This is a genomic window from Bradyrhizobium sp. dw_411, from assembly GCF_018449695.1.
Taxonomy (GTDB): domain Bacteria; phylum Pseudomonadota; class Alphaproteobacteria; order Rhizobiales; family Xanthobacteraceae; genus Bradyrhizobium.
Map to the genome: position 1 here is coordinate 550,153 of NZ_JAAVUY010000001.1, position 14,333 is coordinate 564,485.

13 protein-coding genes are annotated in these 14,333 nt (G+C 60.4%); 9 read left to right on the plus strand and 4 right to left on the minus strand.

Going from position 1 to position 14,333, the window contains the following annotated elements; genetic code table 11:
• Positions 1 to 496 precede the first annotated feature (496 nt).
• The 3 genes from HB676_RS02590 to HB676_RS02600 all read left to right on the plus strand — a co-directional run bounded on the left by HB676_RS02590 (position 497) and on the right by HB676_RS02600 (position 1,758).
• Positions 497 to 913, plus strand: coding sequence for a response regulator (locus HB676_RS02590; protein ID WP_213736122.1), 417 nt, complete (start codon positions 497 to 499; stop codon positions 911 to 913).
• 157 nt (positions 914 to 1,070) lie between these two features.
• On the plus strand, positions 1,071 to 1,307 hold the full coding sequence (locus HB676_RS02595) for a hypothetical protein (RefSeq protein WP_213736124.1): 237 nt from the start codon (positions 1,071 to 1,073) through the stop codon (positions 1,305 to 1,307).
• A 130-nt stretch (positions 1,308 to 1,437) separates the two neighbouring features.
• Complete coding sequence (locus HB676_RS02600) at positions 1,438 to 1,758, plus strand: PilZ domain-containing protein (protein ID WP_213736073.1); 321 nt, start codon at positions 1,438 to 1,440, stop codon at positions 1,756 to 1,758.
• 131 nt (positions 1,759 to 1,889) lie between these two features.
• Here HB676_RS02600 and HB676_RS02605 read toward each other — a convergent pair whose 3' ends face one another.
• Positions 1,890 to 2,258 carry a hypothetical protein gene (locus HB676_RS02605; RefSeq protein ID WP_213736074.1) on the minus strand — a complete coding sequence of 123 codons (369 nt, stop codon included), beginning with the start codon at positions 2,256 to 2,258 and terminating at the stop codon, positions 1,890 to 1,892.
• Positions 2,259 to 2,455: 197 nt separating this feature from the next.
• Between HB676_RS02605 and HB676_RS02610 the strand changes: the two genes are divergently transcribed.
• Positions 2,456 to 3,088, plus strand: coding sequence for a response regulator (locus HB676_RS02610; protein WP_213736075.1), 633 nt, complete (start codon positions 2,456 to 2,458; stop codon positions 3,086 to 3,088).
• 102 nt (positions 3,089 to 3,190) lie between these two features.
• Here HB676_RS02610 and HB676_RS02615 read toward each other — a convergent pair whose 3' ends face one another.
• Positions 3,191 to 3,382: a hypothetical protein gene (locus HB676_RS02615; protein WP_213736076.1), complete on the minus strand. Its 192-nt coding sequence runs from the start codon at positions 3,380 to 3,382 to the stop codon at positions 3,191 to 3,193.
• 343 nt (positions 3,383 to 3,725) lie between these two features.
• Here HB676_RS02615 and HB676_RS02620 point away from each other — a divergent pair, with 343 nt between their 5' ends.
• The 3 genes from HB676_RS02620 to HB676_RS02630 all read left to right on the plus strand — a co-directional run bounded on the left by HB676_RS02620 (position 3,726) and on the right by HB676_RS02630 (position 8,426).
• Entirely contained in the window at positions 3,726 to 5,741 is a 2,016-nt protein-coding gene (locus tag HB676_RS02620) for a PAS domain S-box protein (RefSeq protein WP_213736077.1), read from the plus strand.
• A 122-nt stretch (positions 5,742 to 5,863) separates the two neighbouring features.
• A complete protein-coding gene (gene araD, locus HB676_RS02625; RefSeq protein ID WP_213736078.1) occupies positions 5,864 to 7,603 on the plus strand; it encodes an L-arabinonate dehydratase in 1,740 nt (579 codons plus the stop codon).
• Positions 7,604 to 7,706: 103 nt separating this feature from the next.
• A complete protein-coding gene (locus tag HB676_RS02630; RefSeq protein ID WP_213736079.1) occupies positions 7,707 to 8,426 on the plus strand; it encodes a ribonuclease activity regulator RraA in 720 nt (239 codons plus the stop codon).
• Between the two features lie 183 nt (positions 8,427 to 8,609).
• Here HB676_RS02630 and HB676_RS02635 read toward each other — a convergent pair whose 3' ends face one another.
• On the minus strand, positions 8,610 to 9,170 hold the full coding sequence (locus HB676_RS02635; protein ID WP_213736080.1) for a flavin reductase family protein: 561 nt from the start codon (positions 9,168 to 9,170) through the stop codon (positions 8,610 to 8,612).
• Positions 9,171 to 9,206: 36 nt separating this feature from the next.
• Positions 9,207 to 11,324, minus strand: coding sequence for a S9 family peptidase (locus tag HB676_RS02640; protein WP_346347237.1), 2,118 nt, complete (start codon positions 11,322 to 11,324; stop codon positions 9,207 to 9,209).
• 302 nt (positions 11,325 to 11,626) lie between these two features.
• On the opposite strand from HB676_RS02640, the gene HB676_RS02645 reads away from it, so the two are divergent.
• Together HB676_RS02645 and HB676_RS02650 are read left to right on the plus strand one after the other, a co-directional pair.
• Entirely contained in the window at positions 11,627 to 13,063 is a 1,437-nt protein-coding gene (locus HB676_RS02645; RefSeq protein ID WP_213736082.1) for an MBOAT family protein, read from the plus strand.
• 54 nt (positions 13,064 to 13,117) lie between these two features.
• The gene (locus tag HB676_RS02650) at positions 13,118 to 14,230 is read left to right on the plus strand and encodes a hypothetical protein (RefSeq protein WP_213736083.1); all 1,113 of its coding nucleotides are present in this window, start codon (positions 13,118 to 13,120) and stop codon (positions 14,228 to 14,230) included.
• Positions 14,231 to 14,333 lie beyond the last annotated feature (103 nt).

Consider the following 14,333-nt stretch of genomic DNA (forward strand, 5'->3'; position numbering starts at 1 on the left):
CACAGGCGGCGGGAGATGCGTCACGTTTTCGTCATGCCGACTGCATTGGATAATGATCGAAACGCGCCTCGAGGTGCGGGCCGGTCCTTTGGCGGTTGCCCTGTCGGCTCAGCCATTCTTTGCGGTCGTACAACTCGCGCGTGGCTATACTGAATACGCAATGCTTCCGGTTGTGAGATTGTTCCTATGCATGTTGGGAGGCAGACAGCCATTCGCACTTAAGGCGAAACTGAGAATGCGTCAGCGACAAAAATTATAGCGCAATCAATATCGGGACGGGTAGCACGGAAGCGCTGCGGAGAAGCCGTTATGCGATGCATTCGGATTGCCAGCGACAAGAAATCTGTTCGCTTTGTCTGTGGGGCATGGCTCATACGGCGTGGCCAGGCCGGTCGCCCCCGAAATACGGATGTTCAATTCGTAGGGGGAGATTCCCGTGCCGCATGATTCAGAGGCAGCCGAACCGCCCAAGCAAGATCTGCAGCCGCGTGCGGCCATGCCGCGTATTCTCGTTGTCGATGATGATCCGATGGTCTGCATGGCCATCGAGCTTCATCTTGAACGGAACAACTTTCAGGTAACCATCGCCGATGGCGGCGAAGCCGGGCTTCGAGCACTTGAAGGCGTAAATTTCGACCTGATGATCGTCGATATTTTCATGCCTCATATGCGCGGCTTCGAGTCGATCCGGATTTTTCACGAGCGGGCGCCGTCGGTCCCGCTGATCGCGATGTCCGGCTACGCTTTCGCCAATCTCGACACGCCGGCTCCCGACTTCCTCAGAATAGCCCTTGAACTCGGAGCCACGCGCTGCCTGCGCAAGCCGTTTACGCCAGTGGCGCTGCTGACGGTGATCCTTGAATGCCTTGCCGATGTGCGGTCGCCTTTCGCAACGGCCGCTCCGCCGAGATAGCGATCCGGCGATCACGGGCGAACGGCACACAGCGAGGGGCCCAAATATGCTTCAGAAGCCGATGCTTTAGAAGCCGATGCTTCGGAAGTCATCGCCGGCAGCCGCCGCCGAGGCGCAAGTCTTTCCTTCAGAAAAAGTCCTTCCTTCCGAAAAGGCCTTGCTCGCCGAAAAGGTCTTCCCCGCCCAAAGGATGGAAATCTTCGGCCGGCTTACCGGCGGTATCGCCCATGATCTCAACAACGTCCTCACTGTCATTACCGGAACGATCGGAATCCTGGCGGAGGCGGTCGGGTCGGCCAATGGCCGAGTCGAAGTAGACAGCGAAGCCGGACACGGCACGTCGGTGAAGATCTATCTTCCGCAGGCGAGAGGCATCGCCTTAATCCCACCGTAGTTTCACGGGGGGTGAAATTAACGCCAAGGTTAGGTTGTGAAGGCTATCGGTTGCAAAGAAGGCGCGATATGCGCCCACCAGACAGAGATGTCCGGTCCCTCCGTCGGGGCCGAAACGTCCGGATCAATGCATGTCAGATGATTACAAAGGGCCGGATCGCGTGATGTTCAGCCGCGGATACGGCGTCTGTATCATGGGCATTGACGGGACCTGGCGCCGGGACTGCTTCCTCAACGCGATATCGGACACCGACGCGATCTTGACCGTCGAGGGCTCTATTCAGGGCCTCAATCTCAAGGAATTCTTTTTACTGCTGTCGTCGACTGGCCTGGCCTACCGCCGGTGCGAACTTGTCCGTGTCAACGGTGCGGAGATCGATGTCCAGTTTCTCAAAGCCAGGAAGAAGAAAAAAAGAGGGGCCGGCGCATCGGAAGCCGCCATGGAAGTCTGAAGTTATGGAAGCCTGAAATTATCTGCACTTGAAGTTTTGGCACTTGAAGTTTTAGCACTTGCAAGAAGCGAGCGCTTGCGGTGACGGGAGCAGAATATGTCCCCGGTCCTCCCCCAAACAACGCGGCTTGCTCACCTCAACTTGCCCGGCAACGTCCTCGGGCGCAACGCGTCACGCAAACCGCCAGCATTCGGCCTGGGCGCTTTCTGTCTTGCGCTACTGATATCGCGGACGAGGTGAAGGGCGACGCCGAGGCCCGCATTGCACGTGCTCAGTGCAGCGTTCGCGCGCACATAGCGCGGTGTCACATCGTCCAGCACCACGACGTTCGTAGCCATGTCCGGATGGCTGGTTGCTGCTTCGTTGGCGATCGCCGCTTCGATCAGCTTCATCGCCGCGTTGACCTGCTCGAGCAGGGACCGGAGATTCGATAGGATCGGAGTATAATTGTCGTTCAGATCGCCAGGTCGGACCGAAGCGTGGTCTGCTGCATTTTGCATCGCTGGCACTCTTTCACACAGGCTTTTCTTGGGATTTTCTTGAGATTTTCTTGGGGTTCCCTCGCGATATTTTTAATGTCGCCCTTGCTACTTGTGCGTTAAGTATCGGTCCCGTACTAATACGGATGAGATCGGCATCCGCATCAGGCGCGGTGCGCTCGCGAATGAAAGTCATACCTTTCTATGGGCGATGGCACATGACCGATAAATCAGCCACCCGCGGCGAAATTTTCGTGGTCGACGACGACCCGGCTGTTCGCGAGACCCTGTCTATCGTCTTGTCGGCGGGCGGCTATCAGGTTGTCTGCTTTGCGGACGGTGCTGCGCTATTGGCAGTCGCGAGAACCCGGACTCCCTCCTGCATCCTGCTCGACGTGCACATTCCCGGCAAATCCGGACTCGATGTTCTGAAAGAACTTCGCGGCGAGGATTACCCGGCGCCGATCTTCATCATCTCCGGGCAGGGCGATATCGCCACGGCAGTCAGCGCGATCAAGAATGGCGCGCTGGATTTCATCGAAAAACCGTTCCGGGGCAACGAACTTGTGGCGCGGCTGGATGAGGCCATCTCGGCCTATGCGCGCAGGCAGGCGCAAAATTCCGCGAAGGCCGAGGCGCTGTATTTTCCCGGACGCGAGCCGCTGACACGGCGTGAACGCGAAGTGCTCGAGCGCTTCGCCGCCGGCGCCTCCAACAAGGAAGCCGGGCGCGAACTTGGCATCAGCCCGCGTACGATCGAGGATCACCGCGCCAATATCATGAAAAAGCTGGGTGCCAGGAACGCCGCTGATCTCATTCGAATCGTGCTGACTGCCTCGCGCGCCTCCTGAGCCGGAGTCACGAGGCCATGCCGCCCGCGGCGGCGGAAGCCGCAGACGGGTGCTCTGCGGTTTGCTTGGCCACTTCAAGACAACTTTCAACGGCCGCCAGTTTCAACTGGTCGCCAGCAGCTCCACCGGTTTGAACGGTTTTTGCAGGCTGCGGACCGCGCCGAGCCAGGGCGCCATGGTCAGGAAATCCGGGCCTGAAGTCGAATCGGGCGGCATGAGATGACCTGACATCACGATGATCGGGATCGTCACCTGAACCGCAGGTTCGTCGTCCACGATCAGAATTCTTGCCACGGTCGATCTTCCGTGACTCAATGCTGAGTTGTGAATGGATTGCGGCGGGTGTTGGAAGTGTTTCTTCTTCGGCTGGGTACTGCAACTACCATGTGCACGATGCATGGGATAGCCGGCCATGCCGGAAGTAGGCGGCGATTGTGGACCCATATAACGGACGCCTGGTCTGCGATCGGCGGATGCTGGTTCGGTGCCGCGAACCATTGTCATGCGAGAACGCTGAGTGGCGTGCTCGTGAGTTTAAAGCAGGCTTCTGCCCGGGGCGACGCGGCGGACCATGCGCTTGATCGCATCAAGCAAAATCCCTTCAAACAAGATCCCTTCAGACAAGGCAGTCGTTAGCATGTGGGCTTTCTTTGAACGAATCCTCGACTCCTCGATGTTCTCTCCCCACGGCATCTGTTTGCTGTGGGAGCCCGAACTGATCTGGCTGCATGTGGTTTCCGATGCTGTGATCGCGATGGCGTATTTCTCGATCCCGTTCGCGCTGGCGATTTTCGTATCGAAGCGCCGCGACCTCAAATTCGGATGGGTCTACTGGTCGTTCGGCATCTTCATCCTGGCCTGCGGCCTGACGCACATCCTGTCGATCTATACGCTGTGGGTGCCGATCTACGGGATCGAAGGGCTTGTCAAAGCCGCGACGGCTGTGGCGTCGATCGTCACTGCCGGCATGCTCTGGCCGCTGTTGCCGAAACTGCTCACGATTCCTTCGCCGTTCGAACTTCGCCAGGCCCAGGAGGCGCTCAAGGAAGAAGAATCAAAAGGCCGGGATTCCGAACAATTGCTGCAGCAATTCCGCCAGACCCAGCAGGCCCTGCGCGAGAGCATGGCGCGCCTGACGGCCGTGGTGGAAACCGCGGTCGATGGATTTATCCTGATCGACGCGCGCGGCCGCATCCTCCTGTTCAATCCGGCCTGCGAAAGGCTGTTCGGCTACCGCGCCGATGAAGTCTTCCACGAAAACGTCAAAATGCTGATGCCGCAAACCTACAGCTCGCATCACGACGACTATATCCAGAACTTCATTCGCACGGCCGAGCGCAAGATCATCGGCATCGGCCGGGAAGTCGTCGGCCTGCGCAAGGACGGTTCGACATTCCCGATGGATCTGTCGGTCGGCGAGGCCCAGCAGGACGGGGAGTCGATCTTTGTCGGGATCATCCATGACCTGACCGGACGCAAGCAGACGGAGGAACAGCTTCGTCAGGCGCAGAAGATGGAAATGGTGGGGCAGCTCTCCGGCGGTATCGCCCACGATTTCAACAACCTCCTGACCGTCATCGTCGGCAATGCCGAGCATCTCAGCGAGCAACTCAAGTCCCGGCAGGACCTGCAGCGGATTGCGGACGACATCTGCCAGGCCGGGGAACGGGGCGCTGAAATGACGCAGCGATTGCTGGCGTTCAGCCGCCGCCAATTGCTGCAACCGCGGCCGACCGATTGCCATGAGCTTCTGGATTCGATGCGCAAACTGCTGCGGCGAACGCTGCGCGAGAACATCGACATCCAGATTACGCCGACCGCCGATACGGTGCTGGCCTTCGCCGATCGGGCGCAACTGGAATCGTCGGTCCTGAACCTCGCCCTCAACGCGCAGGACGCCATGCCCAATGGCGGGCATCTGACGCTGTCGACTGGCGTGGCGTCGCTTGACGCCCCCTATCAGAGCCTTCATCCCGAGATCGAAGCCGGCGAATACGCTGTCATCGCGGTGACCGATGACGGCGTCGGCATGACCACGGAAGTCGCCGCGCGTGCGTTCGAGCCGTTCTATACGACAAAGGAAGTCGGCAAGGGCAGCGGCCTCGGCTTGAGCATGGTGTATGGCTTTGCCAGGCAGTCGAATGGCCACGTTTCGATCTACAGCGAACCCGGCCTTGGAACGACTGTGCGAATCTACCTGCCGCATGTCGCGACAGGCGGACGCAAGCCATCCAATCAAATCAAGGCGGATGAGCAGTCCGTCCCGCGCGGCCATGAAACCATCCTGGTCGCCGAAGACGATCCCTTCGTCCGCTCCTCGGTGATCCTGCGGATCGAAAGCCTCGGCTATTCCGTGGTCGCGGCCGTCAACGGCGATGATGCCTTGCTGAAACTGCGGGCCCATCCGGAGATCGACATGCTGTTTACGGACATCGTCATGCCCGGCGGCATGAGCGGCTGGGAACTCGCCGATCTGGCGCGGCAGGTCCGGCCGGGCCTGCCTGTGATTTATAGTTCCGGCTACTCGCTGGAACTGCTGGCCCAGCAGGGCCGCGCGCCCGCGCAATCGATCATTCTGGTCAAGCCATATCGCAAGGCCGAACTGGCGGAGCGGCTGCGCGAAGCGCTGTCGGCGAACTCCATGGTTTCCTGACGGATGGCTTCCTGAAGGTCATCGTAAATCACGGCTCGTGCGGTGCAAAAATCACGCGCAGGGCTTGCTCCGAATGGATCGCCTGTGAGAAGACCTGAGCAAGGTCTCGAACAGGTGCCGCCATGACAGACAAGAAAAAAAGCCCGGAAACGCTCCGTAGCGCGCGCTGGTTTGCGCCCGACGATCTCAGGGCTTTCGGCCATCGCTCGCGCGCCATGCAGATGGGCTATGCGCCCGAGGAATGGAAGGGCCGTCCCGTTATCGCGATCCTCAATACCTGGTCGGACGCGCAGCCCTGCCACATGCATTTCAAGAGCCGCGTCGATGACGTCAAGCGCGGCATCCTGATGGCCGGCGGCTTCCCGATGGAATTGCCGGCGCTGTCGCTGTCGGAGTCGTTCCTGAAGCCGACCACCATGCTCTACCGCAATTTGCTGGCGATGGACGCCGAGGAGCTGCTGCGCGGTCATCCCGTCGATGGCGTGGTGCTGATGGGCGGCTGCGACAAGACCACGCCGGCGCTGTTGCTGGGCGCCACCAGCATGGGCTTGCCCGCGATCTATCTGCCGGCCGGTCCGATGTTGCGTGGCAACTGGAAGGGCAAGACGCTGGGTTCGGGCTCCGATGCCTGGAAATATTGGGACGAGCGGCGCGCGGGGAAAATCTCCGACAAGGACTGGGTCGATGTCGAGGCCGGCATCGCGCGCAGCTACGGCACCTGCATGACCATGGGCACCGCCTCGACCATGACCGCGATCGCCGAATCCATCGGCATGACGCTGCCCGGCGCCTCGTCGATCCCCGCCGCGGACGCCGGCCATATCCGCATGGCATCGGAATGCGGCCGCCGCATTGTCGAGATGGTCTGGGAAGATCTGACGCCGCGCAAAATCCAGACCCGCAAGGCGTTCGAGAATGCGATCACGGTCGCGATGGCAATGGGCTGTTCGACCAACGCGATCATTCATCTGATCGCGCAGGCGCGCCGCGCCGGCCAGGATATCGGGCTTGACGATTTCGAGATCGCCAGCCGCAAGGTGCCAGTGATCGCCAATGTGCGCCCAAGCGGTGACAAATATCTGATGGAGGATTTCTATTATGCCGGCGGTCTGCCGGGGCTGATGAGCCGGATCAAGGATCATCTGCATCTCGACGTCATGACCGTGACCGGCCAGACGCTGGGCGAGAACATCGCGCGCGCCGAAGTCTATAGTGACGACGTGATCCGCACCGTCGCCGATCCGATCTATGCCGAGGGCGCGCTCGCGGTGCTCAAGGGCAACCTCGCGCCCGATGGCTGCGTGATCAAGCCAAGCGCCTGCGAGCCGCGTTTCCTCAGGCATACCGGACCGGCTTTGGTGTTCGACGATTATCCCTCAATGAAGAAGGCGACCGACGATCCCAATCTGGACGTGACGGCGGATCATGTGCTGATCCTGCGCAATGCCGGCCCGCAGGGCGGACCCGGCATGCCGGAATGGGGCATGCTGCCGATCCCGACCAAGCTCGTGAAGCAGGGCGTGCGCGATATGGTGCGCCTGTCCGACGCGCGGATGAGCGGCACCAGCTACGGCGCCTGCATTCTGCATGTCTCGCCGGAATCCTATATCGGCGGCCCGCTCGCCTTGGTGCATAACGGCGATATGATCACGCTCGACGTCGCGGCGCGCACCATCAATCTCGACGTGCCCGAAGCCGAACTCGCCAAGCGCCGCGCCGAATGGAAAGCGCCCGAAGTCAGGTTCGAGCGCGGCTATGGCTGGATGTTCACCAAGCATATCAAGCAGGCCAATGAAGGCTGCGATTTCGACTTTCTGGAAACATCGTTCGGGGCGCCGACCGGCGAGCCGTCGATTTATTAGTCACTAGTCGTCATTCCGGGATGGTCCGAAGGACCAGACCCGGAATCTCGAGATTCCGGGCTCACGCTTCGCGTGCCCCGGAATGACAGCAAAGGATATCACCATGACAAAACTCAGCGACGTCACTCGCAACAAGCTCAAATCCATCAGCACCGCCACGGTCGCGACCGCGCTCTACAAGCGTGGCTTCCGGACCCAGTGCATTCAGGATGTTCATCCGCTGAGCCCGGATCAGCCGACGCTGGTCGGCGAAGCCTTTACGCTGCGTTACATTCCGGCGCGTGAGGATCTCAACAAGCTGGAAGTGTTTCGGGATCGCTCCCACCCGCAGCGCAAGGCCATTGAGGATTGCCCACCCGGCGCGGTGCTGGTGATGGACAGCCGCAAGAATGCCCGCGCGGCGTCCGCTGGCGCGATCCTGGTGACGCGGCTGATGAAGCGCGGCGTCGCCGGCGTGGTCACCGACGGTGGCTTTCGCGATGCCGCCGAGATCGGCAAGCTCGGTTTTCCGGCGTATCACCAGCGGCCGAGCGCGCCGACCAATCTGACGCTGCATCAGGCGATTGAGATCAACGGGCCGATCGGCTGCGGTGACGCACCGGTGTTTCCCGGCGATGTCATTCTCGGCGATGGCGACGGCGTCTACGTGATCCCCGCGCATCTCGCCGACGAGATCGCCAACGAAGCCTTCGAGATGACCGCGTTCGAGGATTTCGTCACCGAGGAAGTCCATAACGGACGCTCGATCTTCGGCCTCTATCCGGCGACGGATGAGCAGACGCTGACGGACTTTGCGGCGTGGCGGAAGAAGACGGGGAGGTAGGGTTAGCACTCAACGCATCGTCGTCCCTGCGAACGCAGGGACCCATAACCACTGACGCCTGTTGTTAAAGAAGGTCTCTCCCTTCATCGCCCAACCGAGAGGCCGCGGCGTATGGGTCCCGGCCTGCGCCGGGACGACGGGGTAAATCACACCCAACGCTTGCCTGCGACCGTGTCGTCACATTCACAGCATCTGCGGCTTGAACAGCTTGCGATATTTGCGTGTCTCGGTGCCCGAGATCATGAACTCGCCGTCGCCCCGGTAATGGATCGTCTTCGGGTATTTCGGTTTCGTTGCGACATGCGCCTTCACCACTTCCAATACGAACAGGCTGTATTTCCGGATCAGGCTCGAATCCACCAGCCGGCACTCGAAATTGGCATAGCATTGCTCGATCAGCGGCGCGCTGACTTCTGTTCCGGCCGTGGCGGTGAGGCCGAATTCGGCGAACTTGTCGATGTCGCGCCCTGAACTATTGCCGATCCCGACCACTTTTGCCGCGAGGTCCGCGGTCGGAACGTTGATCACGCATTGCTTGCTCTTGCGGATCATCTCGAAGCTGTGGTTCGCGTTCCAGATGTAGCAGCCGATCAATGACGGCTCGAATTCCATGATCATGTGCCAGCCCATGGTCATGATGTTGGTCTTGCCCCGATGCGCGGAACTGACAAGGACGATCGGTCCCGGTTCGATAAAGCGGCGGACCTGGCTGACCGGGAAGTCGGTCTTGGTATAGCGCGGCATGGTTTTTTGCCTCTGTCTCTTGAGGTGCGCGAGGTATTACACCCCGCTCTCCCCAGCCATCCCCACCGCCCACAGCGCAAATGCATAGGCGATCGCGACTTCGTCGAGGCGGTTGAAACGGCCTGACGCGCCGCCGTGGCCCGCGCCCATATTGGTGCGCAACAGCACCGGGCCGCCGCCGGTCATGGTCGCGCGCAGCCGCGCGATCCATTTGGCCGGCTCCCAATAAGTGACGCGCGGATCGGTCAATCCGCCCATCGCCAGGATCGCCGGATAGTCTTTCGCTGTGACGTTGTCGTAAGGCGAGTAAGACAAGATGGTCTTGAAATCGGCTTCGTTGTCGATCGGATTGCCCCATTCCGGCCATTCCGGCGGCGTCAGCGGCAGCGTGTCATCGAGCATGGTGTTGAGCACATCGACAAACGGCACTTCGGCGACGATGCCTGCGAACAGTTCGCCGGCGCGGTTGGCGACCGCGCCCATCAGCATGCCGCCGGCGCTGCCGCCATGCCCGACGATGCGCTTGGCGCCGGTATATTTCGCCGCGATCAGCGCCTGCGCGCTGGCTGCGAAATCGTCAAAGCTGTTGGTCTTCTTTTCGCGCTTGCCGTCGAGATACCAGCCCCAGCCTTTGTCGGCGCCGCCGCGGATATGCGCGATCGCGTAAACAAAACCGCGATCGACCAGCGACAAACGATTGGCCGAGAACGACGCCGGCATCGCCATGCCGTAGGAACCATAGCCGTACAGCAGCAACGGCGCGCTGCCATCGCGTTTGAGATCACGGCGGTGCAGGATCGATACCGGCACCTGCGCGCCGTCATGGGACGTTGCCATGATGCGGGTGGTGACGTAGTCCGCAGGATTGTGGCCGGAGGGAATCTCCTGGCGCTTGCGCAACTCGCGGGCGCGGCTCGCCATGTCGTAATCATAGACTTCCGACGGCGTCGTCATCGACGAATAGCTGAAGCGGATATTGGTGGTCTCGAATTCATAGCCGCCCATGGTGTCCAGCGAATAGGCCGCTTCGTCGAACGCGATCGCGTGCTCCTCGCCGGTGCCGAGATCGCGGATGATAATCGCGGGCAGCGCGTTGGCGCGCTCGAGCCGCACCATATGGCCGGAATAAAGCTCGAGATCGATGATGTAGATGCCTTCGCGATACGGAATGAGATCGCGCCAGTTGGCGCGCTCCGGTGCGGCGAGCGGCGCGGTCACGATCTTGAAGTCGATCGCCTTGTCGGCATTGGTGAGAATGAACAATTCATCGCCGCGATCGGCGACCGAATATTGCACGCCGTCTTCGCGTTCAGCGATCAGGCGCGACGGCGCGTCGGGCGTGGCAAGGTCGATCAGGCGCTGCTCGGAAGTCTCGTGGTCGCCACCGGCGATTACGCAAAACCGCCCGCTGGCGCTTTCATGGATATGGGTGAACCAGCCGGAATCGCTTTCCTCGTAAACCAGCGCATCATCCGCCTGCGGCGTGCCGAGGCGATGACGCCAGACTTGCATCGGGCGGTGGTTATCGTCGAGCTTCACATAGAAAAAAGCCTTGGAATCCGCGCTCCACACCACAGCGCCGTCGGTTTCTTCGACCAGATCGTCGTGGTCGGTGCGATCAGCCCAGTTACGCACGCGGATGGTGAAATATTCCGAACCCTTGATGTCGGCGCTCCAGGCCTGAAGCTTGTGGTCCGGCGAATGCCGTGCGCCGCCGAACTTGAAATAATCATGTTTGGCGGAGAGTTCGTCGCCGTCGAGTACGATTTCGACCTCGCCGCCGTCGCGCGGCGTGCGGCCGTACATTTCGTGCTGCCCGCCCTCGCGGAACTTTCGCATATAGGCATAGGGCCCGTCCGGCGCCGGCACGCTGGAATCGTCTTCCTTGATGCGCCCGCGCATTTCCTTGACCAGCGTCTTCTGCAGGCCGGCGGTATGGCCGAGCAGGCTCTCGGTGTAGCCGTTCTCGGCTTCCAGATAGTCGCGGATATCCTGGTCGAGCAGCGAGGGATCGCGCAGCACTTCCTGCCAGTCGTCATCCTTCAGCCAGGCATAATCGTCTGACACGGTGATGCCGTGGGTGGTGAAGGAGTGCGGACGGCGCGGCGCAATCGGCGCCGGCCTTGAATGCTTAATGCCTGTCGGTTGTGTCACCCGGTCCTCGTTCTCTGCAGCGGAAAGTGTCTCGTCCATCCATATCGGGTTTGTCGGCCGGATTGCCAGAGCGGCGTAATGTCCTCATCCTGAGGAGCCGCCAACGGGCCGCGCGAATGCGCGCCCGATAACAGGCTCCGCGGCGTCTCGAAGGATGGCCGCGAGCTCATGGTTCGAGACGGCGCAAGAGCGCCTCCTCACCATGAGGGTGACACGGTATCAAGTCCAGCCCGCGACGGGCACGCCTTGTTGGTCGTCGGGATGTATGGTTAGGCTTTTCGGCCGGCCTGAGACAAGGACTTATGCTCTTCAATTCCTACCCCTTCATTTTCCTGTTTCTGCCCATTGCCTTGATCGGCTATTTCGCGCTGGGCCGGTTGGGCCATCTGGCGCCGGTGGTCTGGCTGGCGCTGGCGTCACTGGCGTTCTATGCGGCGAGTGGCTGGCCATTCGTCGCCCTGCTGCTGGCGTCGATCGCATTTAATTACCTCATCGGTTGGCTGCTGGTCGCGCGCCGCCTGAGCGGCCACTTGCGTTTGATCGTCCTGACAGCCGGCGTCAGTGGCGATCTCATCGTGCTCGGCTATTTCAAATATGCCGGCTTCCTCGCCGCCAATCTCAATTCGCTGTTCGCGACCGGCCTGACCGTCAACGTCCTGCTGCCGGTCGGAATCTCGTTCTACACGTTCACCCAGATCGCGTTCCTGGTCGACGCCTACAGGGGACATGTCGCGCGCTACGCGCTGCCGCATTATGCGCTGTTCGTGACGTATTTCCCCCATCTGATCGCGGGGCCGATCCTGCACCACAAGGATATGATCCCGCAATTCGAAGCGGTGGAATCGAAGTCGCCCAACCCGCATCTCATTCTGTGCGGGCTGATGATCTTCGCGATCGGCCTGTTCAAGAAGACGGGACTTGCTGACGGTATCCAGCCGCTGGTGGCGCTGGCGTTCGGCCCAAACACGCCGTCCTTCGATCAGGCCTGGATCGGCGCGCTCGCCTATACATTCCAGCTCTATTTCGATTTCTCCGGCTATTCCGACATGGCGATCGGAATCTCCCTGATGTTCGGAATCTTCCTGCCGCTCAATTTCAACTCGCCCTACAAGGCCACCAGCATCATCGATTTCTGGCGGCGCTGGCACATGACGCTGTCGCAATTCCTGCGCAACTACCTCTACATTCCCCTTGGGGGCAACCGCCACGGGCACGTTATGCGTTACGTGAACCTGATGATCACGATGGCGCTTGGCGGCCTCTGGCATGGCGCGGCCTGGACGTTTGTCGCGTGGGGTGCGCTGCACGGCCTGTATCTCTGCATCAATCACGCCTGGACTTATTTTGTGCCTGCCGTTGCGCCCCGCTTTGCGCGGGCGGCGAACATCGCTGCATTGATTGTAACTTTTCTGGCAGTGGTGCTCGCCTGGGTGTTCTTCCGCGCCGACAATATTGCCTCTGCGCTCTCGATCCTGACGCGGATGACCGACCCCACCCAGATCGTCTTCAGCCGCGGCGAAATGGCGGATGCGGTTTTTGTTTTGATTTATGCCGCCATTGCGTGGTTCGCGCCGAATACGCAAGCCATCATGGGCTATGACCACGCCAATCGAACCGTCGGCGAGACGTTAGGTGCGTGGTCGAAGCGGCCCGCGTTTCTCTACGTGTCTGCGGCGGTGCTGGCGTTCGGGATTCTGGGAATCCAGCAGCACAGCGAATTCATTTACTTCAGGTTCTAGAGCATGATCCGGAAAAGTGGGCACCGGTTTTCTGACGAGATCATGCTCAAACAAATGAGCAACGTTTCGAAGAACCTGCTGAAGTTCCTGGGCACGAGCGGCCTGATCATGGCCGCGGCAGTCGCGCTCAATTTCGTGGTCGATCCGCTGCAGGTCTTCCGTCCCGCGCGGCTGTTCGCGGCGATGTATTCGCAGGACAGCCGCATGCAGGATGCCGGCCTCATTCAGAGCCAGCATTTCGATACGCTTTTCATAGGCACCTCGCTGGCGATTCATTTCCGCCAGAGCGATATCGACCGAATTCTCGGCGTCCATTCGCTGAAACTTTCCTTGAATGGCTCAAGCTCAGTCGAGCAGAATTTCGTGCTGGCCGCTGCCCTTGAGCGCCACCCCAAACGGGTGGTGTGGGAACTGGACGACTGGATCTTCCCCGACGCGCCGGACATCGATTCGAATGCCTTTGTGCCGGCCAATCTCTATCGCCGGAATATCAGGGGATTTGCAAGCTATCTGTTCAGCGGCGCGATGGCGCGCGAGTCGGCCTGGATTTTGGCGCGATCGATTCCGCCGATCGAAAAGCCGGTCGCATGGCTGACCACCGGCGTGATCTTCAAATTTCCGATCGCCAACGTTGACGACATCAACGTGCTTCGCCCCGGTTTCGATGTAGCGGGGACCTACAACGCGAAGAAAGCGATGGCCGCCTTCAAATATATCACCGATCCCGTTCGCAGCGCCTATCTCGCTGACGGTATCGGCTATGACATGCGGGTTCGCAATTTCGAGCGCGATATGGCTGGCCTGATCGCGGCTCATCCCGACGTGGCCTTCGAGGTTTATTTTCCGCCCTATTCGATCCTGCAATGGGTCGCGATGCGCGATGCGTCGCCTGGGACATTCGATCAGGTCTATAGATTCACCGCCTATGTCAGCCGGCGGCTGACGTCGTTTCCGAATGTGCGGCTTTATGATTTTCGCGCGGTCAAGGACGTCACGCACGATCTGAACAATTACGCTGATGTCATCCATCATTCGCCGACGATTGATTTGAAAGTGCTGTCGTGGCTGGCGGAAGGAAAGTATCGCGTCGATGCCAACGCACCGAACGCGGCGCTGGACGAGCTCAGGGCGCAGATGGAAGCGTATCGGGTGGAGGCAGAGCGGTAGGGCGAACACTCGCCGCGAACTCCGTCTCACCTCTCCCCTTGTGGGAGAGGTCGGATCGCATCGCAGATGCGATCCGGGTGAGGGGTTACGGACTATCGATAGA